The sequence below is a fragment of the Amycolatopsis sp. NPDC047767 genome, assembly GCF_040704195.1.
GTDB lineage: Bacteria > Actinomycetota > Actinomycetes > Mycobacteriales > Pseudonocardiaceae > Amycolatopsis.
The window spans coordinates 235,395-257,892 of sequence record NZ_JBEYSJ010000001.1; the positions used below are offsets into that span (position 1 = coordinate 235,395).

Sequence of the window (22,498 nt, forward strand, 5' to 3'; positions counted from 1 at the left end):
TTCTCTGCAGCAATGGGGAGAGTTTTGTCGATGTTAGCGCTCGTTCACGCCGGGCGCTCCGCTCGATCTTGTGTCCTTGGCCGCACTCTTCGTAAGGTCGGGTGATGGCCATCACCGCGTCGACGCCGCCGCCCGGATTGCCCGCTTCCCTCACCTACCCCGAGGTTCCGGTGGGTTCGATACTCGCCGGCGCCGCCGCCCGCTTCGGTGATCGCACCGCGTTCGCCATGGGCGACGACAGCCTCACCTTCACCGAAACCTACGCAGGTGCGTGCAAGTTCGCCAACGCCCTGCTCGCCCGCGGCATCGGCCACGGCGACGTGGTCGCGATCCACCTGCCCAACTGCCTCGCCTACCCCGTCGCCTACTACGGCACCCTGCTCGCCGGCGCGACCTTCAGCCCCACGAACCCGCTGCTCCCGCCCGACGACCTGGCCTTCCAGCTCACCGACTGCGAAGCCGCCGCCGTGGTCACGTTCGGGCCGGTCGCGGGCACCGTCGCGGCGGTCGCGGACCGGATCCCGGCCCGGCTGACGATCGTCGTCGCGCCGAGCGCGCCCGCCTGGTCCGACGACGTCGTGGAGTTCAAACAATTCTTCACCGAAGCGCCCGCCACCCGGCCCGACGTGGCCATCGACGTCCACCGCGACCTCGCCCACCTCGCCTACACCGGCGGCACGACCGGCCGGTCGAAGGGCGTGGAGCTCACGCACCGCAACATCGTGGCCAACACGCTCCAGAGCGCGTGCTGGAGCAGCGGGTCCGTCCCGACGCTGGACACGCACGGTGACGTCATTCTCGACCAGATCGGCAGCGAGGACGAGTGGCCCGGGCGCCTCGGCACCGGCGTCGCGATCAACCTGACACCGTGGTTCCACGCGATGGGCGTGATCGCCGGCCTCAACGCCCTGCTGCTCAGCGGCACCCAGACCGTGTTGCACGCGCGCTTCGACCCGGCCGCGTACGTCGCCGACGCCGAACGCCTGCGCGTCACCTCACTCGGCGGCGCGCCCGCGCTGTTCGCCGCGCTGCTGGCGACGCCCGCGTTCCACACGGCCGACCTGTCGTCCGTGCGCAGCATCGGCTCCGGCGCGGCGCCGATGAACCACGAGATGATCCGCGCGCTCCACGAGCGCTTCCCCGGCGTCGTGATCGCCGAGGGCTACGGGCTGACCGAGATGACGATGGGCGCGGTGATCTCACCGTCGTACCGCTCAGGTGTGCGCAAGGTGGGCTCCGTCGGCGGGCCGATCTTCGACACGGAGGTGAAGATCGTCGGCCTCGACGAGACCCCGCTGCCCGCCGGCGCCGAGGGCGAGGTGTGCCTGCGGGGGCCGCAGATGATGCGCGGCTACCGCAACCGGCCGGACGAAACGGCCGCCGCGCTCGTCGACGGCTGGCTGCACACGGGCGACATCGGCGTGCTCGACGACGACGGTTACCTGTCCATTGTGGACCGCAAGAAGGACATGCTGCTGTACAAGGGGTACAACGTCTTCCCACGCGAGCTGGAGGAGCTGCTCATCGCGTTGCTGGGCGTCGCGACGGCCGCGGTGGTCGGCCGCCCGCAGGCCGACGTCGGCGAGCTGCCCGTCGCGTTCGTGGTGCGGCAGCCGGATGCCGACCTCGATGCCGACCGGCTGATCGCCGCCGTGAACGAGAAGGTGGTGCCGTACAAGCGGATCCGGGAGCTGCACTTCGTCGACGAGATCCCGGTGTCGGCGGCGGGGAAGGTGCTGAAGCGGGAGCTTCGCAAGCAGCTGCCCTGACCTACTGGCCGGCCTTCTCGCGCAGCGCCGCGTCCTTCTCCAGCACCAGCGTCTCCAGGCTCGACTGGAACTCGGCCAGCTTCGACTGCAGCTGCAGGTCCGAAGCCGCCAGGATGCGCACGGCGAGGAGGCCGGCGTTGCGCGCGCCGCCGACCGAGACCGTGGCGACGGGGATGCCGGCGGGCATCTGGACGATGGACAGCAGCGAGTCGAGGCCGTCGAGGTACTTCAGCGGCACCGGGACGCCGATGACGGGCAGCACGGTGGCGGAGGCGACCATGCCGGGCAGGTGGGCGGCACCGCCGGCACCGGCGATGATGGCGCGCAGGCCGCGGGAGGCGGCGGACGTGGCGTAGTCCAGCATGCGCTGCGGGGTGCGGTGGGCGGAGTAGACGCCGACCTCGTACTCCACGCCGAACTCCGCCAGGGCCTGGCCGGCGGCCTCCATGACGGGCCAGTCGGAGTCACTGCCCATGATCACGCCCACCTGCGGCGCCATATGTGTTCCCTTCAGTGGACTCAGTGGATCTCGGTGGATCTCAGTGGATCTCGTAGCCGTCGAGCCAGACGGCGTGGGACAGCCAGTGGGCCGACAGCAGCGCGCGGTTGCGCAGGTCGTCCATGTTGTCGCCGACGAAGTTGACGTGGCCGAGCTTGCGGCCGGGGCGGTCCTGCTTGCCGTAGAGGTGGATCTTCACCTCGGGGTAGCGCGCGAACAGGTGATGCACGCGCTCGTCCGGGCTCATCTGCGGCGCGACGTCGGCGCCGAGCACGTTGGCCATCACGCACGCGGGCGCGACGAGGTCGGTGCGGCCCAGCGGGTAGTCGAGCACGCCGCGCAGGTGCTGCTCGAACTGCGATGTGCGCGCGCCGTCCATCGTCCAGTGGCCGGAGTTGTGGGGGCGCATGGCCAGCTCGTTCACGAGCAGGCCCCGCTCCGTCTCGAACAGTTCGACGGCCAGCAGCCCCGTGACGTCCAGCATCGACGCGATGCGCAACGCGAGGTCCTGCGCTTCGTGCACGCGCTCCTCGGACAGGCCGGGCGCGGGGGCGAGGACCTCGGTGTTGATGCCGCCGGTCTGCACCGTCTCGACCACGGGGTACGCGGCCCCCTGGCCGAACGGCGAGCGGGCGACCAGCGCCGCCAGCTCGCGCTTCATCTCGACCTTCTCCTCGACCAGCAGCGCCGTGCTCGCGTCGAGCAGCTTCGGCACCACCTCTCGCGCGTGCTGCGCCGTGTCGAGCATCCAGACGCCGCGGCCGTCGTACCCGCCGCGGGCGGCCTTGAGGACCACCGGCCACCGGTGCGCCGCGCCGAAGGCGATCACGTCGTCCACAGTGGACACTTCGGCGAAGTCCGGCCCCGGCACCTCCATGCCGGCCATCATCTCGCGCATCACGAGCTTGTTCTGCGCGAACCCGAGCGCCGACGGCGCCGGCCGCACCACGACGCCCTCCATCACGAGCGTCAGCAGGTGCTCGCCGGGCACGTGCTCGTGGTCGAACGTGAGCACGTCGACACCCTGCGCGAACTTCCGCAGCGCCTCGAGATCCGTGTGGTGCCCGATGACCACGTCGGACGCGACCAGCGCGGCCGAATCGTCGGCGCTCGCCGACAGGACCCTCAGCGACTGACCGAGGGCGATCGCCGCCTGGTGCGTCATGCGGGCCAGCTGCCCACCGCCCACCATGCCCACCACGGGAAGACCGGTTCGTTTGTCCATAGCGCCGCTCAGGTTACTTGGCGAGACCTGGCGGAGCTGCGGGTACCGGCTCAGTGACCGGCGCCACCGGCACCCGCGCCCAGGCGTGTACGGCCGGTTCGGGGCCGGGCCGCCGCGTCGGTGCGCGCGGTCAGGTGCTTCACGACGTACTCGGCGTCGCGGCCGGCGCCGCCGACGAGCATCGACGAGAAGGCCCACTGGAAGGACAGCCCCACGAAGTACAGGCCCGGGGCCGTGGTCGCCACGCCGTGGTCCTCGCGCGGCCAGCCGGAGTCGTCCGTGACGGGTGGGTCGATCCAGGAGAAGTCCTGGCGGAAGCCGGTGCACCACACGACGTTGGCGACGTCGAGCACCCGGCCGTCGGCGAGGACGGGGGCACCGGCGCGGACGCCGGTCGTGCGGTCGGCGACGTGCTCGACGCCCTCGCGGGTCAGGTCGGCGCGCTTCACGCGGATCAACGGCCCGCCGTGTGCCCGGATTTCGGACCGCAGCGCGCGGCCCAGCGGCGTCCGCAGCGTCAGCACGTGTTTGGCCGCGAAGAACAGCACCGGGAACAGGACGCGCGCCGGGCGCCGGTTGATGTCGAACGGCAGTTCGCCGCGGATCGGCCCGCTGAGCACCACCGGATGGCCCGCCCGGGCGGCCTCGAAGGCGATGTCGCCGCCCGAGTGCGAAGCGCCGACGACCAGCACCGGCCCCGGCTTCAGCTGCGAAGGGTTGCGGTACTCGCTGGAGTGCAGCTGCCGGATCCCGGGGTCGAGCCGGTCGGCGAACTCGGGAACGCGCGGCGCGCGGCCGAACGTGCCCGTCGCGACCACCACGTTGTCGCAGGTGAACGTCGTCGTCTCCGTGGTCACCTCGAAACCGGCCCCGTCGTGCGACACCCGCGCCACGCGCTGCCCACCCCGCACGGGCAGCGCGAACCGGCGCGCGTAGGTCTCCAGGTAGTCGGCCATTTCGTCCTTGGTCGCGTAGTGCATCGGCGGACCCGGGAACGCCATGCCAGGCAGCCCGGCTGCCAGGGCCGGCGTGAACAACCGCAGCGTGTCCCAGTGGCAGCGCCAGTTGTCCCCGATCCGGTCGTTGCCGTCGAGGATCACGAAGTCGCGGCCGCGCCGCGCGAGGTGGTACCCCGCCGACAGCCCCGCTTGCCCCGCTCCGATGACCACGGTTTCGGTGTGCTCGTTCATCAGTCCTACCTCCTGACCAGCACGTTAGGAGCCGGTGACGCCTGCGGCATCGAACAGCCGTACCACTTCGCCCGAAGTGGGATGGTCCGTCCGTACCACGGGTCAGATGAGGTGCTGCTGCACCGCGTGGGTGGCCGCGGCGGCGCGCGAAGGCACGCCGAGCTTCGCGAACACGTTCTGCAGGTGCCGCCGCACGGTGTGTTCGCTGATCACCAGCCGCGCCGCGATCTGCCGGTTCGACAGCCCCTCGGCCACCAATGCCAGCACCTGCAGTTCCCGCTCGGTGAGCGAGGTCTGCGAAGTCGGCGGAGCACTGACGTCCGCACCGAGCCGCTGCAGGACCTCGCGCGCGGTGGCGAAGTCCACTTCGGCCGCGTCCTCCTCGCCCGTCAGCTGCCGGGCCCGGCCGATGAGCAGGCGTGTGCGCGCTCCCTCGTACGGCGCGTCCAGCTCGGCCCACCCCTCGCACGCGGCGCGCAGCTCACCGAGCGCGGCCGAGAGATCGCCCTCCGCCAGCAGGACCGAGCCTCGCGCGTGCGCGGCCGTCGCCCACAGCAGTGGCATGCCGATCTCGGCGGCGATCGCCGACAGCTCGTCGGCCGCGCCGCGGGCGGCAGCCGGTTCTCCGGCGGCCAGCACGATCTCCACCTGCGCCGCGAGCATCCGGGCGCGCACGAGGTGGTCGTCGGCCGCCTCGACCACGGCGTGGCCGATCGCCGAGACCGCCGCGGCTATCCGGCCCTGGGCCAGGCGCAGCAACGCGCAGCCGGGCTGGGTGGGATGGCCGTACTCGCCGGCGCTCCGGTAGCCGTCGTCGGCCGCGGCGAGTTCGCCGCGCAGCCGGTGCAGCTCGGCTTCCTGGTACAGCGCCATGCCGAGCGCCGGCTGGCGGCGTGGACCGGAAAGCCGCTCACCGGCTCGGCGGGCCTCCACCAGGGCTTCCGGCCACGCGCCGAGCGCCTGCAGCACCTGCGAACGGTGCACCAGGCACTGGCCGCGGAAGAGCACCAGGTCCGGCTGCGCCGCGCACCACGCGCTCAGCGACGCCGTCCACTCCTGTGCGCGGACGACGTCGAAAACCTCGTGGCAGCCTTCGATCGCGCTGCAGTAGACGACTCCCGCGGGGATCGGCGACACCTCGCCCGAGGTCACCGAGACCATCGCCTCGTCGAGCAGAGCCAGTCCTTCGGCGGTGCGGTGCAGCTTGATCAGGGCGCGGCCCTGCGCGTGCCGGCCCAGCGCCAGGAGGTCCGCGTCGCCGAAGCGGGCAGCGATCTCCACCGCGGAGGTGAACGCGTCGTGCGCGCCCCGGGTGTCCCCGCCGTGGATGCGCTGCAGGCCGACGGGCACCAGGAGGTAACCCCGTTCGACGCAGTCCAGCCCGTGCTCGTCGAGCAGCCGCCGCGCCCGCGCCAGCCAGCCGTTCGCGCGCGCCGGCTCACCCCGCAACAGCAGCGGCAGGGCCAGGAAGAACGCGCACCGGGCAGCCTCGGCCGGGCAGGCGTCCCGCACGTACTCGAGATACGCGCGCTCCCGCGATTCGAAACTCTCGTCGTCGTGCCCGAGCAGGTAAGCCGCCGTCGAAAGGCGTACGAGATCGTCCGCGGTCAGTGCCGCACGACCTCCGGTGAGCCCCGCGTACACCTCTCGCCACGCCTGTCCGGCGAAGGCCCGCTCGGCCGCCTCGCCGTTCACCACCGCCATGCACCTCCCGGCAGTCGTTCCACTGTACGACGTGGATCCGACGCTGGGGAGCGGCGCTATTTCGCCAGCCTCGCCACCGGAGAGCTCATCCGCACCTCGCGGACCGCCAGGCCGAGGATCGTGCCGGCCGCCGCGATGACGTACGCGTTGCCCAGGATCGACCAGCCCAGGCCCCACCTGAGCTCGATGTCGGCGCCGTTCGGGACGAGCATGACGATGTGCGAGGCGAACAACGCGGTGGCGGCGAGGGCCCACCAGCGGCGGCCCGTGGTGACGAGCAGGGCGATGAGCGCCACGGCCCACACCCAGTGGTGCGACCAGGAAACGGGGGAAAGCAGCAGCCCGTAGAACGCCGTCACGAGCAGGGCGGCCACCGGTTCACCGCGGCGGTGCAGGCGGATCACGAGCCACACGGCGGGCACGGCGAGCACCGCGCCGACCGCGACGGCCACCGTGAGCGACCACGGGGCGAGGGCGGAGGCGCGGTTGACGAGACCGTTGAGCGACTGGTTGAAGATCCACGTGACCGAGCCGACGCGGCTGGGGTCGGTGGCGGACTTCGTCCAGAAGAACCACGCGTCGTGCGGGATGACGGCGAACATGATCGCCTCGAGGCCGACGAAGGTGCCCAGGGCGCGCAGGCCGTCTTTCCAGCGGCCGGTGAAGAACAGGTGCGGTACGAAGATCAGGGGCGTCAGCTTGATGGCCGCGGCGACGCCGATCAGCACGCCGGCCCAGCGTGAGCCGCGCAGCGAGAGCACCAGGACGTCGACGACGACGAACGCCATCAGGATCAGGTTGATCTGGCCCAGGAACAGCGTTTTCCACACCGGCTCCAGGCCTAAGGCCAGCACCGTGCCGCCGAGCAGCCACCAGCGCGAGGGGTGCGCGACGACCGCGATCACCACCGTCAGTGACACCACCGACAACACCGCCACCACGCCCCACACCAGCCCGGCCGGCACGAGGACGAGCGGCACGAACAGCGCGGCCGCGGCGGGCGTGTAGGTGAAGGGCAACCGGACCCAGTCGGGCAGCGTCGTGAGGTCGCCGGTGGTGTAGAGCGGCTCGCCCTTGAGCAGGGTCAGCGCCCCGGCCCGGTAGACGGCGCTGTCGGCACCGAGGTGCCGATGCGTGAGCCAGACGACGACTCCGAGGACAAGTGCGAGGAACGGCAGCGCCAGCAGGCGCGGGTCAGTGAGCCGGCGTGGCGTCGGCACGGTCCGCGGCCTCCCCCGAACCCGAACCGGAACCCGGCGCGGAACCGGAACCCGGTCCCGTGTCCGGCCCCGCATCCGGCGAGGAACCGCGATTACGCGCCCGCCGCTGCAGCCCCCACCGCAGGATCAAGGCAACCCCCAGCACCACCGGCATCAGGATGTACGCGTCACCGAGGACGTTCTGCCACACCTTCCAGTGCAGCTCCACGTTGCGCCCGTTCGGCAGGATCAGCAGCACGCAGCTGACGAACACGAACGCCACGAGCCCCGTGCCCAGCCAGCGTTTCCACGCCGTGGCGGGTGTCGTCTTCGGCAGGCGCGACACGAGCAGCACGATCAGCGGAGCGACCCACACCCAGTGGTGCGACCACGAGATCGGCGACATCAGGAGCGTCCAGAACGCCGTCACCAGCAGCGCGGCCAATGCCTGACCCTTGCGGTGGAAGCGGATCAGCAGCCACAGCGCCGGAATCGCCAGCAGCAGGCCGATGCCCATCGCGGCCTTCGACGCCCACGGCGCGAGGTCGGTGGCGCGGTTCATCAGCGCGTTGAGCGATTGGTTGCCGGCCCAGTGCACGGGACCGATGCGGCCGGTGTCGGGCAGCGTCGCGGTCCAGTAGCGCCACGCGTCGTGGGAGTTGATCAGGAACATCAGGCCCTGCAGAACCACGAACGTCGCCAGCCCGCGCAACGCGTCCTTGCGGCGGCCGGTGATGAACAGGTGACCCAGGAACACCAGTGGCGTCAGCTTGATCGCCGCCGCGACGCCCACCAGCACGCCGCCCCACCGGCTGCCGCGCGCGCCGAGCACGAGCATGTCCAGCAGGATCATGGCCATGAGGATCAGGTTGATCTGGCCCAGGAAGATCGTGCGCCACACGGGTTCCAGACCGAGGAACACGACGAAGAACACGATCGTCGACCGCGCGGGCGAGGCCCACCACCGCGGCCCGTCCTCGTCGGGACGCGGCAACGCACCGATCGAGATCCGCACCGACAACGCGAGGGCACCCAGCGACACGGCTGTCAGGAACCCCCACGCCACCTGCGTCGGCGCGAGCGCGAGCGGCACGAAGAACAACGCGGCCGTCGGCGGGTACGTGAACGGCAGCAGCGCCCACCACGGTTCGGTGGACAGCGTGTTGGTGTCGTACAGCGAGTCCCCGTGCAGCAGGGTGAGCGCGCCGCCGCGGTAGACCGCGCTGTCGACGCCCAGCCCCCACTCGTGCGTCCAGCCCCAGATCCCGACGCCGATCGCGACCAGCGGGATCACCGAGAGGATCAGGATCGACCGCGGCCGCATCGACAGCCTGGCGAGTGACCTGCGCAGGGCCAGGCGAGGCTGGGCAGCGCTCACCGGAACTTCGCCGTCGAAGGCGGAGGGAACGGTCCTGGTCACCACACCAGGAAATCATGAACGCGCCGCAGCAGGCCCGATGGGTCGGGCCGCGAGCCTTCACCGGGCCAAGATCAGAACCACATCCGGCGCACCTCCGGACAACGTCAGCCGCGGGCCAGGTCGGACAGCAAGTCGCACGCGCTGTCGTGCGAACCCGGCAGGCGGACCGCCGAGACGCGCGGCCGGTTGACCTCGCGAAGCTGCGCGTCGACCGACAGCCGGTCGTTCAGGGCCCGGCGCAGGGCCACGCCTCGCGAAGCCAGGCGGCCGTCCCGGCGGCACAGCACCGCGACCACCGACGGCCCCAGCGTCGCGTGGCTCTCGCCGGTGTCGAAGACCGCGCGCAACGCGTCGGCCACCAAGATCATCCCCGTGAGCCGGGGCCAGCCGGACACGGTGGTCAAGTCCATTGCGACCACGAGCAGCACGTGTTCGTCCGCGGCGCTCGCCCGGTAGACCTCTGCCAGCCGCGTCCGCAGATACGAGGCGGAAGGCAAGCCGGTCAACGGATCCGTCACCTCGGTGTGCACCAGCTGATCCGTGGCGACGTCCGCCCAAGCCAGTGCGGTCACGCGCAATAACCGGGCGGGGGTGGCGTCGACGTCCGGTGAGACGAAGCCGTCGACCGCGTCCGGGTCGTCGAGCACGGCGTGCAGCGCGGCCAGGTCGGACAGCGTCTCCGCGAGGTTCGCGCCCGCGGCGGCCCGGGCGCGGCCGAGGCCGGCCAGCGCCGTCTCGGCGCCCGTCGCGCCGTGGCGGACCACCGCGGCGCACACGGCGTCCACTTCGGGCAGTGCCCAGTCGCTCGGGAAACGCCACCCCGCGGCGAGACTGGCGGTGCGCCATCTGGCCCGCAGGGCGCGTAGGTTCCGGTCCCGGTCGAACCGGGCACGGGACTCCTGCTCGCCGGCGGGACCGGACAGTGCCCCGGTCGCCGGTACGTCCACTGGCCACCGCTCCTTCCCGGTCGATGTCGATCTTGTCCTGCTCCACTCAGGGGACGTGACACCGCCGTCCGCGTGACGGCGTTCCGGGGTCTTTTTCGCAGGACCGCCGCAGCGACACACCCCAGACCCGGGTGAACTTGTTGCGCCGACGGAGTCAACACGCCGACCACGAGGTGACGCGTATCGCCGCGTCCGTCACACTTGTGCTCGCGTTGGAGAGGTAGATCGTGGCTGGCCAAGGCCGCGTGTGCCAGATGAAGGAGCCCCGTGTCCACCGTTCCCGCCGATCTGTCCGGTAAGAGCGACGCCGAGCTGATCGCCGAGGTCCGCTCAGGGAACATCGCCAGCTACGGGCCCCTGTACGAGCGCCACAGCGGCGCCGCCCACAACCTCGCCCGCCAGCTCGCGCGCTCGAGCTCCGAGGCCGACGACCTCGTGTCCGAGGCCTTCTCGAAGGTCCTCGAGACGCTGCGCGGCGGCAAAGGTCCGGACACCGCGTTCCGCGCGTACCTCCTCACCGCGCTTCGCCACACCGCGTACGACAAGACCCGACGCGACCGCCGCGTCGACCTCAACGAGGACATGAGCGACGTCGGCGGGGCCGTCGGCGAGGCGCTGACCGTGCCGTTCTCCGACACCGCCGTGGCCGGGCTCGAGCGCACGCTGGCAGCGAAGGCGTTCGCGCGGCTGCCCGAACGCTGGCAGGCCGTGCTCTGGCACACCGAGATCGAGCAGCAGAGCCCGGCGGAGGTCGCGCCGCTGCTGGGCCTGACCGCGAATGGCGTGTCCGCCCTCGCCTACCGCGCCCGCGAGGGCCTGCGCCAGGCGTACCTGCAGGTCCACCTGCAGGAAACCGCCGCCGAACGCTGTCACGCCACCGCGGAGCGGCTCGGCGCGTGGACTCGCGACGGGCTGTCCAAACGCGAGCGAGCCCAGGTCGAGAGCCACCTCGACGAGTGCGAGGACTGCCGCGGTCTGGCCGCCGAGCTCGCCGACGTCAACGGCGGCCTGCGCGCGATCATCGCCCCGATCGTGCTGGGCGGCGCCGCGCTGGGTTACCTCGCGACGATCGGCGCCGCGAAGGCGGGCGCGGCCACGGCGGGTGCCGCCGTGGGTGCGGGCGCCGCCGCGGCGGGTGGCGCCAAGGCCGGTGCCGCGGCCGCCGCTTCCGCGCCCCGTCAGTTCGTGGGTGTCGCGGCTTCGGGCGCCGCCATCGTGGCGACAGTGGCGGTCGCGCTGGCCGCGGCCGGCTCGCCGCAGGAGATCCCCGTGGCCGCGCAGGTTCCGCCGCCGGCCGCCGCGCCCGCGGTGCCGCCGGCCAAGCCCGCGCCTCCCGCGCCGCCGGCCCCGCCCGCACCTCCGCAGGCGCCGCCGCCGGCGGTCCCGGCACCCCCGCCGGTCCAGCCGCCGCCCGCCGCTCCGCCCGCGGCACCGCCTCCCCCGGCGGCACCCGCGGCGGCGAAGATGTCCGCGACCACACCTTCGGGTGATCTCGAACTCCAGCCCGGCGCCGGGCCGGTGAACCTGCCGATCACGGTCCGCAACGACGGCGGCAGCCCGTCCGACCCCGTCCAGGTCGCGTTGAACCTGCCGCCCGGCGTGTCCGCCGTGCCCGCGGGTGGCGGCGGCGGTGCCGTGAGCGGGTTCTCGCGCCAGGCCGACACCCCGGCGACGACCCAGCTCAGCATCGACTGCCCCGGCGGCACCGGCACCGTGACGTGCAAAACGGGCTCCGGCCTGCAGCCCGGTCAGACGGCCGTGCTCACGTTCCGCCTTCAGGCCGACGACTCCGCGCAGGGCGGCACCGTCACGGGTTCGGTCACGGCGGGCGCGACGATCAAGGTCGCCGTGAGCGTGAAGGTCACCGTGAAGTCGCCACCCGACCTGCTCGCGCTGCAGGCCGACACCGACGGGCTCTCGGCGTTCCCGTGGACGCGCAACCCGCTCGTCTACGTCCGCGTCCGCAACACCGGCGACACCACCAAGCCGGTCACCGTCACCTTCGACCACGCGCTGTACCAGTCGTGGAGCCTCAGCGGCTTCCCGTGCCACTCCACCGACACGGGCGCCACGTGCACCACGCGGGGCGCGCTCGCGCCGGGCCAGCACGTGAACCTGTGGGTGCGCCTCAAGGGCCGCCCGGCGCACAACGCGGCCGTGACCGTGAACGCCACACTCGGCAAGGCGGCGCAGCAGGCCAAGGTGTCGTTCGGCTGCTGGCTCGGGATCTGCGACGTGCCGTACCCGACGACCGGAGTCCCGCCGACGCCGACTTCTTCCCCTTCTTCCTCGACGACGACCTCGGACACCCCCGAGTCGGCCAGCTCGTCGAAGAAGCCGCCGCACCGGAAGCCGACGCCGTCGAGCACCCCGCCGGCGAAGCCCACGGACCCGGTCACCACCACCCCGCCGAGCACGCCGTCGACCACCACGAGCGCGCCCCCGACCCCGGGAAGCGGCAACTCCGGCAAACCCGGCGAGACCCCGCCGTCGATCGAGCCCCGCGGCTTTTTCGACTGGCTGAGGGGGTAGCGTCGCCCGGGTGCGAGGGTTCCTGGCGAAGCACCGCGAGCTGCTGCGGTTCGCCGTGGTCGGCGGGATCAGCTTCCTGATCACCACGGCGATCACCTACGTCCTGAAGTTCACCGTGCTGCGGAGCAATCCCGTCACGGCACTCATCATCGGCGTGCTGATCGCCACGATCTTCTCCTACGTCGCCAACCGCGAGTGGTCCTTCCGCACCCGCGGTGGCCGCGAGCGCACGCACGAGGCCGCGTTGTTCTTCCTCATCAGCGGCATCGCGCTGGGGCTCAACGCGCTGCCGCAGTGGATCTCGCGCTACGTGCTCGACCTGCAGCAGCCGCACCTCACGTTGCTCGGGCAGGAAGTGGCCGACTTCGTGAGCGGCATGATCCTCGGGACGCTGCTGGGCACGCTGTTCCGCTGGTGGGCGTTCAAGAAGTGGGTGTTCCCCACGGAGGGTGCCCGCCTGCGTGCGGTGAGGTCATCGGACGATGCGGACATTTCCGACAGGAAGGCCGCCTGAGACCCGCGGTGACCTCGGGTTCTCTAAACTGGCGGGCGTGACCGTTGTCGAGACCGTGCTGGCCCGCACACCGGAGCCATTGCGCTCGGTGCTCATCAAGCACCGGGAGATGCTGAAGTTCGCGATCGTCGGCGGCACGACCTTCGTGGTCGACAATGGCGTCTGGTACCTGCTCAAGCTCAGCGTCCTCGAGTCGAAGCCGACGACCGCGAAGGCCATCGCCATCATCGTGGCCACGATCGTGTCGTACGTGCTCAACCGCGAGTGGTCCTTCCGCACCCGCGGCGGGCGCGAGCGGACCCACGAGGCCGCGCTGTTCTTCGTGATCAGCGGCGTGGCGGTGGTGGTGAACCTGATCCCGCTGTACGTCTCGCGGTACGTGCTGCACCTCGAAGAGCCGTTCGTCTCGAGGTTCGTGCAGGAGTTCGCCGACTTCGCGAGCGGCTCGATCATCGGCATGCTGCTGGCGATGGTGTTCCGGTACTGGGGCTTCAAGAAGTGGGTCTTCCCGGCCGAACTGGGCGAACGCCGGCGTGAACAGGTCACGCGGCTGCCGCGGTAACTCGGTTGTGCGCGGACCTGTGTTTGCCTAGCGTCCTGTTCGTCGTTGTTCCTTCTTGAGACGCCGCCCGGGGTCGACCGGGCCGGTGGGACGAATCCGAGGTGGTCGCCGAGCGCGAAGAGGACCGCACCCGATCGCGGGTGACGGTTGGACCCTTTTCCCGTCTCGTGCCCTCGTGCGTTTTCGTTCTGTCTCAAGGAGTTCTTTTCGTGATCCTCGTTCTCGGCGCCACCGGCAAGGTCGGCCGCGCCCTCGTTCCCGCCCTGCTCGACGCCGGTGCCCCTGTCCGCGCCCTCACGCGCGACCCGGCCCGCGCCCGCATCGACCCGCGTGCCGAAGTGGTGCGCGGCGACCTCGACGACGTCGACTCCGTGCCGCTGTCCGGCGTCTCCCGAGTGTTCGTGCTGACCTCCGGCCACGGCGGTGACCTGGCCGCGCGGGAAACCGCGTTGGCCGGGGCTGCCGCGCGGGCCGGCGTCACACACCTCGTGAAGCTGTCCACCGCGGGCGTCCACTTCGGACAGACGGACCCGATCACCCGCGCCCACGCCCGCGGGGAGCGGGCGATCCGCGAAGCCGGTCCGGCGTGGACGATCCTGCGCCCCGGCGCGTTCATGGACAACCGCCGCTTCTGGCTCCATACCGCCCGCACGGACGGCGCCGTGTACGTCCCCGAAGGCGACCCCGCGTCGGCGCTGGTGCACGTCCGCGACATCGCCGCCGTCGCCACGCTCGCACTCACCACCCCCGGCCACGAGCGCGCCACCTACGAACTGACCGGCGGCGAAGCCCTCACGCCCGCCCAGCAGGTCGCCATCCTCGGCGCCGCGCTGGGGCGTCCGGTGCGCTACGTCGAAGAGCCCGAACCCGCCGCCCGCGCGCGCCTGCTCGCCCTGGGCTGGCCCGCGGACGCGGTCGACGGTGCGTTCGAGCTCAAGCGCCAGTCAGCCGGCCGCGAGGACGTCGTGTTCGACACGGTGGAACGGCTGCTCGGCCGCAAACCGCTGACGTTCGCCCAGTGGGCCCGGGAAGCCGCCGGGCCGGGGACCGGTCCCCGCCCGCGGCCTTAACCTCGGCCGCCGGAAGGGGGCGTGAGGTGGACGCGGAACCGGCGGTGCCCGAGGTCGTGCTCGTGATCGGCGCGATCTGGCTGGTGGGCATGACCTGGTACACCATCGCGAAGATCCGCTCGTCCAGGGCGTTTCGGCGACAGCAGGTGCGCCAGATCGCCCGGGTCCGGGAAACCAAGCCGGGTCCCGCCGAGCTGGGTTCGCTGGTGTCGGTCCACCGCACGGCGGGCCGCCACCGGCGACGCCGGGTCGCGTTGTGGGCCACCGTGATCGGCTTCGCCGGGCTCGCGGCCGTGCTCTGGTTCGCCTTCATCGCCCTCGGCGACGACTCGTCCGACCACGTGGTGCCGATCGGGGGTTACGCGGGGCTGGCCGGGCTCGCGTTCGCCGTGCTGGCGAGTGGCGTGAGCGTCGGTGTGAGCGAGGTGCGGCACGGCGACGAGGAGTTCCGGCTGCACGAAGGCGGTTTCGTTCACACCGACCGCCACGGCACGCGCACGGTCAAGTGGGCCGACGTCGCCTACGTGCACCAGCGCACCGGCGGCACGCGCTGGACGGCCAGCGGCAAGGTCGAGCTGCGCGACGGCGCCCGGATCGTCGTCGCGGGTCTGGTGGAGAACGGCTTCTCGCTGCTCGAACGGGCGAAGCAGGCGGTTCACCTCGGCCGCTACCCGCGTCGGACGCGCTAGCGCGGCACCGGCTCCGCCGGCCAGCGGACCTCGCCGACGTCGTCCGGGCGGGGCACCTTGAGGAACAGGCTGAAGATCGCCGGACGTTTGTTGGACAGCTCCAGGCGTCCGCCGTCGGCTTCGACGAGGGCGCGGGCCAGGGCGAGGCCGACGCCGGTGGAGCCGCCGCCGGAGAAGCCGCGTTCGAAGATGTGCGGGGCGAGCTCGTCGGGCACGCCGGAGCCGGTGTCGCCGACTTCGATGACCACCGTGGCGTCGGACTCGCCGCGGCGGGCGGCCAGCGTCACGGTGCCGGCGCCGTGGCGCAGGGCGTTGTCCAGGAGGACACCGATGACCTCGCGCAGGCGGCCGGGCGTCGCGCGGGCCATGAGGCCGTCGGCGACCTTCAGGCGCAGGTTGCGGCCCTCGACCCGCAGCAGCTGACGCCATTCCTCCGCGACCTGGGGCAGCGTCGCGTGCAGGTCGACGGGCTCGGCGTCCACCTCGCGGGCCGCGCGCGCGGCGGCGAGCAGCTCGTCGAGGGCCTCGGCCAGGCGGTCGGCCTGCTCCTGCGCGGCGCGCGACTCCTCGACGACGTCGGGGTCGCCGTGCACCGTCAGCGGTTCCAGCCGCAGCTGCAACGCGGTGAGCCGGCTGCGCAGCTGGTGCGAGACGTCGCCGACGAGCTGCCGTTCCCGCTGCACGAGCTGCGCCAGCGCCGACGCCGACGTGTCCAGCGCCTCCGCGACCATGTCCAGCTCGGCCACGCGGTAGCGCCCCGGGTCGGGCCGGAAGTCGCCGCCGCCGAGGCGCGAGGCGCGGTCCGCGACGTGCCGCAGCGGTTTCGCGAGCCGGCGCGCGGTCACCGTCGCCACCACCGCACCGGTGCCGACGGACAGCACCACCAGCAGCACCACGAGCAGCGTCACCTGCGTCTGCTTCGTGCGCACCGGACCCCGCGGGATCGACAGGACCACCTCGCCGTGGCGTGCCGTCGGCACGCGTTCGACCACCGGGTCGGGCCCGGGGTTCACGCCGAGGTGCTTCTCGATCAGTCCGTCGCCGCGGACCTCCAGGAAGCCGCCGTGCGGCACGCCGACGCGGAACTGCTGGATGTCGATCTCGTCGCCGTTGGCGACCTGCGTGTCGACGGTCGCGGCGATCACGCGCGCGCGTTCGGCCAGGCTCTCGCGATTGAGGTTCTCCACCAGCCGCCAGGCCGTGACGCCGAGCGGGATCCCGAGCACCGCCGCGGTCACGAGCACGGCCAGCAGGATCGCCATCAGGATGCGGCGGCGCATGCTCATCGCGCGGCGCTATTCGACGTTGAAGCGGAAGCCGACGCCGCGGACGGTCGCGATGCGCCGTTCGCCGTCGGAGTGAGTGGACTTGGCCGGGCGCCCGGCGGCTTCGTCCGCCGCGACGGCGAGCTTGCGCCGCAGCCAGGACATGTGCATGTCGAGCGTTTTCGACGTCTTCGACTCCAGGTCGTTCCACACCTCGGCGAGGATCTCGTCGCGGCTCACGACCTGGCCGGCGCGGCTCATCAGCACGCGCAGGAGCTCGAACTCCTTGTTCGCCAGCTGCACCTCGTGCATGTCGACGGTGACGAGCCGCGCGCCGAGGTCCATGCGGACGCCCCCGGACTCGAGCACCTCCGGCACCCGGCGGCGCAGCAGTGCGCGGATGCGGGCCAGCAGCTCCGCCAGGCGGAACGGTTTGGCCACGTAGTCGTCGGCTCCCGCGTCGAGCCCCACGACGAAGTCGACCTCGTCGGTACGGGCCGTGAGCATCAGCACCGGCAGCTCGGTGCCGCCGGCGCGCAGTCTGCGGCACACCTCGAGCCCGTCCATGCCGGGCAGGCCCAGGTCGAGCACGAGCAGGTCGACGCGGTGGGCGGAGGTGGCGCCGAGCACCGCCGGTCCGTCGGTGACGACCTCGACCTCGTACCCCTCTCGCTGGAGCGCCCGGGACAGGGGCTCGGCGATGGTGGGGTCGTCTTCGGCAAGTAGGACCATGCTCACCTCGCCAACCTTACGGCGAACACCCGTGAAACCATCGTGACCGTGCCTGGCTACGAGGATGATCTGACCCTTGCCACCCGGCTGGCTGACGCCGCCGACGCGATCACCACAGCGCGTTTCCGCGCGCTCGACCTCTCGGTGTCCCGCAAACCCGACCGCACCCCGGTGACCGACGCCGACACCGCGGTCGAGGACGCCATCCGTGCGATCCTCGCCACAGAGCGCCCCGGCGACGCCGTCGCGGGCGAAGAACGCGGCGGGACGGCCGGCGCGACCGGCCGCGCGTGGGTGCTCGACCCGATCGACGGGACCAAGAACTTCCTGCGCGGTGTGCCGGTCTGGGCGACGCTGATCGCGCTGGTCGAGGACGGTTCGCCCGTCGTCGGCATGATCACCGCGCCGCTGCTGGGCCGCCGCTGGTGGGCTTCGCGCGGCGACGGCGCGTACAGCAGCGACACGGCCGGCGTGCGGCGGCTCGCGGTGTCGGCCGTGGCTTCGCTGGAAGACGCGTACCTCTCCACGACGGACCTCAACACGTGGACCGAGTACCACTCCCGCGAGAAGTACCTCGCCCTGACGGAGGCCTGCTGGGAGAGCCGCGCGTTCGGCGACTTCTGGCAGCACTGCCTCGTCGCGGAGGGCGCGCTGGACCTCGCGGCCGAGTGCATCGTGAACCCGTGGGACGTCGCGGCCGCGCAGGTCCTCGTGACGGAAGCCGGCGGGCGGTTCAGTGACCTCACGGGCGCGGCGATCTACGAGGGCGGCTCGGCGTTGTCGAGCAACGGCGCGCTGCACGACGCCGCGCTCGGCCTCCTCAAGCGCTAGCCCGGCGGGTGCTGCCCGGCCCCGATCGGTTCAGTGGCCGGGCAGCACGCCGACGGCGCCGCGCGCGACCTGCGACCACGCGAGGCGGCCGAAGAGGTAGTGGCAGGCGACCTGCTCGGACGTGAAGCGCGCCCAGTCGTAGCGGTTGCCCTGCTCGCGCCAGAAGACTTCCCAGCCCTCGTCGTCGGCCGGCATCAGGCACCACGCGTTGTCGGCCTCGGTGCCGACGGAGACGACCTCCGCGGGCACGCCCAGCCGGTCGAGCCAGCGCCGGATCGACTGCGTGTTCATCGCGCCTCCCGCGTGACGTCGGCCAGGAACCCCAGGGTGACCAGCTCGTCGGCGGCCAGCACGGCACGGTAGCGGATCCCGCCGCCCGGCTGCCCGAACCACTCCGGTGCGGTCGAGCCCCACATCGGCACCGGCTTCACCACGCGGTAGCGCCGGTAGCCGGCGTGGCGCGCGGACTCGGGCAGCGACCGCTGCGCGAACGGCGTGCCGTCGGCGGCGAAGAGGCGGCCGTGTTCGTCGCCGAAGCGGTCGAGCAGGGTGTTTTCGGGGAGCACCACGGCGTTTTCTTCCGGAACCGGTGGCCACGCGGGGTCCTCGGCGCCCGGCTCGTAGCCCTCGAAGAGCGCGGCGGGCGGCTGCGGGTCGGCCGGCGGGGCGGGCGCGCGACGGAGGCCGCGCGAGACGTATTCGAGCGTGGCGGTGTCGTCGAGCAGCGCGGAGTCCGGGTGGTCGAACGGCCCGGAACCGTTGTCCGGCAACGGCAGTTGCAGCGCGGGCCGGTCCGCGGCCACGGGCAGGTGCCCGATCGGGAACATGTGGACCAGGAACAACGCCAGCACGCTCTCGCGCTCGGTGCGCAGCGCGCCCATCGGCGGAGGTGGCGGCGGCGGAGCCGGGTACGGCACGGGCCCGCGGAAGACCTGGTTGTGCGGCCGGCCGGGAAACGGCAGCCGCGGCGCCGGCTGTGCGGGCGGGAGACGGGTGCCGGTCGGGGGTGTCGGGGCGTCGTCGAACCCGCCGTCGAGCAGGCCGCCGTACTGCGCGGGCAGCCGGATGGGCCCGGTGGCCAAGTCGGTGTCGACCGGTTCGGCGTGTTCGGACACGGACACCCTCTTCTCGGTTGCTCCGGCTTCAGGAAAGACGTCCGCCGCGCCAGCCGGTTCCACACAATTCCCCGATAGGGGGAACTTCCGCGCGGCACCGGACAAGGTGGTGATTCCACCTTATCCGGCGCGGGCGATCTTCCGCCGCACCAACGCCCGCGCCGCTCCGCGTCGTTCGACGACCTCGAAATCCGCGCGCGTGAACAGGCCGAGCGTGCCGTGGTAGAGATCCCGCGGGCGGCCGGTCGCCGTCGGCCACGGGGTAGCCCTCGACGACGTCGGCGCCGTGCTCCGCCGCGTACGCGACGGCCGCGTGCAGCAGCTCGGCCGCCAGTCCTCGCCGACGGCCGCGGCGGTCGACGTAGAAACACGTCACGGCCCAGACGTTCCCGGGTTCGGCCGAAGCCGCCACGGGCGAGCGCGCCAGCCGCGGATTGTCCGGCTTCGGCGACACGGCGACCCAGCCGAGCGGCTCGCGGTCGACCACGGCCAGCAGGCCCAGCGGCACGCCGGACCCGGCCGCGCCGCGCACATGCGCCTTGCGTCCGTCGCGGCCCGCGGCCTTGAACTCCGGCCCGGTCAGGCGGAAGAACGCGCACCAGCAGCCGCCCTGCACCCCGCCCGGCCCGAAGAGCCGCTCGAACAGCGGCCACGACGCCGCGTCGAGCGGAACGAACTCGCGCACCTCAGCCGGCGAGCGCGTTCACGACCCGCGACGGAGACGGCCGGCCGAGCCGCCCGGCCATCCACACGCTCGTCTCCACGAGCTTGCCGAGGTCCACGCCGTGCTCCACGCCGAGGCCCTCCAGCAGCCACACCAGGTCCTCGGTGGCGAGGTTGCCCGTGGCCGACTCCGCGTACGGGCAGCCGCCGAGGCCACCGGCTGACGAGTCCACAGTGGACACGCCGGCGCGCAACGCGGCCTCGGTGTTGGCCAGGGCCTGGCCGTAGGTGTCGTGGAAGTGCACAGCCAGCGCCGAGACGTCCACTCCGGACTTCTCGAACTCCTGCACCAGCCGCGTGACCTGGCCCGTGGTCGCGACGCCGATGGTGTCGCCCAGCGACAGCTGCGAGCAGCCGAAGTCGAGCAGCCGCTTGCCCGCGCGCACGACCTGCTCGGCCGGCACCACGCCTTCCCACGGGTCGCCGAAGCACATCGACAGGTAGCCGCGCACGTCCAGGCCCTCGGCGCGCGCCCGCGTGACGACCGGCTCGAACATGGCGAACTGCTCGTCGAGCGTCGAGTTCAGGTTCTTCTGCGCGAACGTCTCGGTAGCACTGGCGAAGATCGCGATGTCGGAGACGCCGGCGTCGAGCGCGCGGTTGAGGCCGCGTTCGTTGGGCACGAGCACCGGGTAGCGCACGCCTTCGCGGCGGTCGAGGCCGGCGAGGAGCTGTTCGGCGTCGGCGAGCTGCGGCACCCACTTCGGGTGCACGAAGCTGGTGGCCTCGAGCGTGGTGAGGCCGGCGGCGGCCAGTCGGTCGAGGAACTCCAGCTTCACCTCGACGGGGACGACGGAGGACTCGTTCTGCAGGCCGTCGCGCGGACCGACCTCCCAGATCGTCACGCGCTGGGGCAGGCCTTCGGCGGGGACCCGTTCGGGCAGGCCGACTTCGCGGGCGCCCACGTCAGCGCCGCCGTCCGCGCGGCGGGTGGTTCGTCGGCGGCAACGGCTCGGTGTCCTGGGGGCCGGCCTGCCCGGGTGCGCCGCGGTAGTCGTCGTACGGGTTGTCGTTGACCTCGCGGTAGATCACCGTGTGCACGCGCTCGACGTGGGGGATGTCGTCGAACCGCAGCGGCTCGTCCGAGGCCGACTCGATGATCAGCGTGCCGCAGCCGAACACCCGGTCCAGCAGGCCGTGCTCGAACTGGACGCTGTTGATGCGCGACATCGGGATGTCGATGCCGGTGCGCTTCACCACGCCTTCGCGCGCGATCAGGCGGTCGGTGGTCACGATGAAGTGCGTGGTCCGCCAGCGCACGAGCGGCGCGAGGAACAGCCACACCACGAGCACGAGCGCCACCACGCCGATGGCGATCATGCCGACGTTGTTCCACGGCGCCGTCGCGTCCTGCACGAGCAGGATGAGCCAGACGGCGGCCGCGATCGTGATCACGAAGGCGACGAACGGGAAGATCAGCATCTTGAAATGCGGGTGGCTGTGCACCACCACTTCCTCGTTCTGACTGAGCAAATCGTCCGGATAGGCCACGACGGACGCTCCCCTGGTGTGTGTCTGCGCTGGTCGACTCACCGTACCGGCGCGAGGGCGCTCGCGGCGCGCGGACGCCGCGGTTCACCGATCCGACCAAAAGCAGGCCGACCCCCGCGCGGCACCTAACTGTTGCCGCGAAGCCATCCGGCCGTGACTGTGGTCGGATTGGTAACGATCAGCACAGCGGGTCACGCCGGGCGAACGTGCACCACGTCGCCGGCGGACACGGTCACGCGGCGGCCGTCGGTGGCGTCGACGAGCAGCTGGCCCATCGCGTCGAGGTCGACGGCGCGGCCGGTGAGGGCGCGGTCGCCGGGCAGCTCGACGCGCACCTCCTGGCCGAGGGTGGCGCAGTGGGCGCGGTAGTCGTCGAGCAGGCCGGCGGCGGTGAGGTCGCCGGCCGCGGCGCGCCAGCGGCGTTCGAGGTCGTCAAGGCGGCTGAGCAAGGCGAGCGCGACCTCGGTGCGGTCCGGGTCGGGGGCGCCCTGCTCGGCGAGCGACGTCGCGGGCAGGCCGCCGGGGCCGGCCGGCACGTCTTCACCGAGCGGCAGCACGTTGAGGCCGATGCCGAGCACGACCGCCGGCTCGCCGCCGGCGACGGCCTCGGCCAGGATCCCCGCGCACTTGGCGCGGCCGGGTCCGGCGAGCACGTCGTTGGGCCATTTGAGAACGGCGTCGACCCCCAGCTGGGCGGCCACCCCGCGCACGGCGAGGCCCGCCACCACGGACAGTGAGCCGAGTGCCGCGAAGGGCACGCCCGCGGGCCGCAGCGCCACGCTCAAGTACAGCCCGGCGCCCTTCGGCGAGCTCCACGAACGCGCCCGCCGGCCGACGCCCGCGGTCTGCTCCTCGGCGAGCAGCACCGTGCGGTCGACACCCCCGTCTTCCAGGGCTTCTCGCAGGTCGGCGTTGGTGGAGCCGGTGGTCTCCACCACGTCCACCCGGGAGTACCGATCGCCGAGTCCATCCCGCAGTCGCGCTGCGTCCATGCCAGACATGTGCCCAGAATATGAGAGTC

22 protein-coding genes are annotated in these 22,498 nt (G+C 72.2%); 7 read left to right on the top strand and 15 right to left on the bottom strand.

Translation table 11 applies throughout. The annotated features are described in order from the left end of the window. Positions 1-104: 104 nt before the first annotated feature. On the top strand, positions 105-1,769 hold the full coding sequence (locus AB0878_RS01150) for an AMP-binding protein (protein WP_366575365.1): 1,665 nt from the start codon (positions 105-107) through the stop codon (positions 1,767-1,769). A 1-nt stretch (position 1,770) separates the two neighbouring features. Here the strand turns inward: AB0878_RS01150 and purE are convergent, their stop codons facing one another. From purE to AB0878_RS01185, 7 genes are all read right to left on the bottom strand, one after another. Beyond that, the gene (gene purE, locus AB0878_RS01155; RefSeq protein ID WP_364053176.1) at positions 1,771-2,268 is read right to left on the bottom strand and encodes a 5-(carboxyamino)imidazole ribonucleotide mutase; all 498 of its coding nucleotides are present in this window, start codon (positions 2,266-2,268) and stop codon (positions 1,771-1,773) included. Positions 2,269-2,308: 40 nt separating this feature from the next. Next, complete coding sequence (locus AB0878_RS01160; RefSeq protein ID WP_366575367.1) at positions 2,309-3,493, bottom strand: 5-(carboxyamino)imidazole ribonucleotide synthase; 1,185 nt, start codon at positions 3,491-3,493, stop codon at positions 2,309-2,311. A 50-nt stretch (positions 3,494-3,543) separates the two neighbouring features. Beyond that, positions 3,544-4,683 carry an FAD-dependent oxidoreductase gene (locus AB0878_RS01165; RefSeq protein ID WP_366575369.1) on the bottom strand — a complete coding sequence of 380 codons (1,140 nt, stop codon included), beginning with the start codon at positions 4,681-4,683 and terminating at the stop codon, positions 3,544-3,546. Positions 4,684-4,785: 102 nt separating this feature from the next. Beyond that, a complete protein-coding gene (locus AB0878_RS01170; RefSeq protein WP_366575371.1) occupies positions 4,786-6,387 on the bottom strand; it encodes a LuxR family transcriptional regulator in 1,602 nt (533 codons plus the stop codon). 56 nt (positions 6,388-6,443) lie between these two features. Then, positions 6,444-7,574 (bottom strand): glycosyltransferase 87 family protein, encoded by a 1,131-nt coding sequence (locus AB0878_RS01175; RefSeq protein WP_366575934.1) that lies wholly within the window; start codon positions 7,572-7,574, stop codon positions 6,444-6,446. Positions 7,575-7,581: 7 nt separating this feature from the next. Continuing rightward, the gene (locus AB0878_RS01180) at positions 7,582-9,006 is read right to left on the bottom strand and encodes a glycosyltransferase 87 family protein (RefSeq protein WP_366575373.1); all 1,425 of its coding nucleotides are present in this window, start codon (positions 9,004-9,006) and stop codon (positions 7,582-7,584) included. Between the two features lie 104 nt (positions 9,007-9,110). Next, positions 9,111-9,953, bottom strand: a complete 843-nt coding sequence (locus AB0878_RS01185) for a GGDEF domain-containing protein (protein WP_366575375.1) — start codon at positions 9,951-9,953, stop codon at positions 9,111-9,113. 267 nt (positions 9,954-10,220) lie between these two features. On the opposite strand from AB0878_RS01185, the gene AB0878_RS01190 reads away from it, so the two are divergent. The 5 genes from AB0878_RS01190 (at position 10,221) to AB0878_RS01210 (ending at position 15,320) form a co-directional block, all read left to right on the top strand. Next, positions 10,221-12,485 (top strand): sigma-70 family RNA polymerase sigma factor, encoded by a 2,265-nt coding sequence (locus AB0878_RS01190; protein ID WP_366575377.1) that lies wholly within the window; start codon positions 10,221-10,223, stop codon positions 12,483-12,485. 10 nt (positions 12,486-12,495) lie between these two features. Next, positions 12,496-12,999 (top strand): GtrA family protein, encoded by a 504-nt coding sequence (locus AB0878_RS01195; protein WP_366575378.1) that lies wholly within the window; start codon positions 12,496-12,498, stop codon positions 12,997-12,999. 37 nt (positions 13,000-13,036) lie between these two features. After that, positions 13,037-13,561 (top strand): GtrA family protein, encoded by a 525-nt coding sequence (locus AB0878_RS01200; protein ID WP_366575380.1) that lies wholly within the window; start codon positions 13,037-13,039, stop codon positions 13,559-13,561. 209 nt (positions 13,562-13,770) lie between these two features. Next, entirely contained in the window at positions 13,771-14,631 is an 861-nt protein-coding gene (locus tag AB0878_RS01205; RefSeq protein WP_366575382.1) for an NAD(P)H-binding protein, read from the top strand. Between the two features lie 26 nt (positions 14,632-14,657). Then, the gene (locus AB0878_RS01210) at positions 14,658-15,320 is read left to right on the top strand and encodes a hypothetical protein (protein WP_366575384.1); all 663 of its coding nucleotides are present in this window, start codon (positions 14,658-14,660) and stop codon (positions 15,318-15,320) included. On the opposite strand, the gene AB0878_RS01215 is transcribed toward AB0878_RS01210, so the two are convergent. Further along, positions 15,317-16,600 (bottom strand): ATP-binding protein, encoded by a 1,284-nt coding sequence (locus AB0878_RS01215; protein ID WP_366575936.1) that lies wholly within the window; start codon positions 16,598-16,600, stop codon positions 15,317-15,319. The genes AB0878_RS01210 and AB0878_RS01215 overlap by 4 nt on opposite strands. 15 nt (positions 16,601-16,615) lie before the next feature. After that, the gene (locus AB0878_RS01220) at positions 16,616-17,317 is read right to left on the bottom strand and encodes a response regulator transcription factor (RefSeq protein WP_366575938.1); all 702 of its coding nucleotides are present in this window, start codon (positions 17,315-17,317) and stop codon (positions 16,616-16,618) included. A gap of 42 nt (positions 17,318-17,359) precedes the next feature. Here AB0878_RS01220 and hisN point away from each other — a divergent pair, with 42 nt between their 5' ends. Continuing rightward, entirely contained in the window at positions 17,360-18,148 is a 789-nt protein-coding gene (hisN, locus tag AB0878_RS01225) for a histidinol-phosphatase (protein ID WP_366575386.1), read from the top strand. Positions 18,149-18,178: 30 nt separating this feature from the next. Here hisN and AB0878_RS01230 read toward each other — a convergent pair whose 3' ends face one another. The 6 genes from AB0878_RS01230 to AB0878_RS01255 form a co-directional block, all read right to left on the bottom strand. Further along, positions 18,179-18,439 carry a hypothetical protein gene (locus AB0878_RS01230; protein ID WP_220246333.1) on the bottom strand — a complete coding sequence of 87 codons (261 nt, stop codon included), beginning with the start codon at positions 18,437-18,439 and terminating at the stop codon, positions 18,179-18,181. Next, a complete protein-coding gene (locus AB0878_RS01235; RefSeq protein ID WP_366575387.1) occupies positions 18,436-19,263 on the bottom strand; it encodes a TNT domain-containing protein in 828 nt (275 codons plus the stop codon). The genes AB0878_RS01230 and AB0878_RS01235 overlap by 4 nt, the downstream gene beginning before the upstream one ends. Positions 19,264-19,291: 28 nt before the next feature. Beyond that, on the bottom strand, positions 19,292-19,948 hold the full coding sequence (locus AB0878_RS01240) for a GNAT family N-acetyltransferase (protein ID WP_366575389.1): 657 nt from the start codon (positions 19,946-19,948) through the stop codon (positions 19,292-19,294). A gap of 1 nt (position 19,949) precedes the next feature. Further along, positions 19,950-20,891: a hydroxymethylglutaryl-CoA lyase gene (locus AB0878_RS01245; protein WP_366575390.1), complete on the bottom strand. Its 942-nt coding sequence runs from the start codon at positions 20,889-20,891 to the stop codon at positions 19,950-19,952. Between the two features lies 1 nt (position 20,892). Beyond that, the gene (locus tag AB0878_RS01250) at positions 20,893-21,477 is read right to left on the bottom strand and encodes a PH domain-containing protein (protein ID WP_366575391.1); all 585 of its coding nucleotides are present in this window, start codon (positions 21,475-21,477) and stop codon (positions 20,893-20,895) included. Positions 21,478-21,668: 191 nt separating this feature from the next. Further along, positions 21,669-22,478, bottom strand: a complete 810-nt coding sequence (locus AB0878_RS01255; RefSeq protein ID WP_366575393.1) for a biotin--[acetyl-CoA-carboxylase] ligase — start codon at positions 22,476-22,478, stop codon at positions 21,669-21,671. Positions 22,479-22,498: the final 20 nt, after the last annotated feature.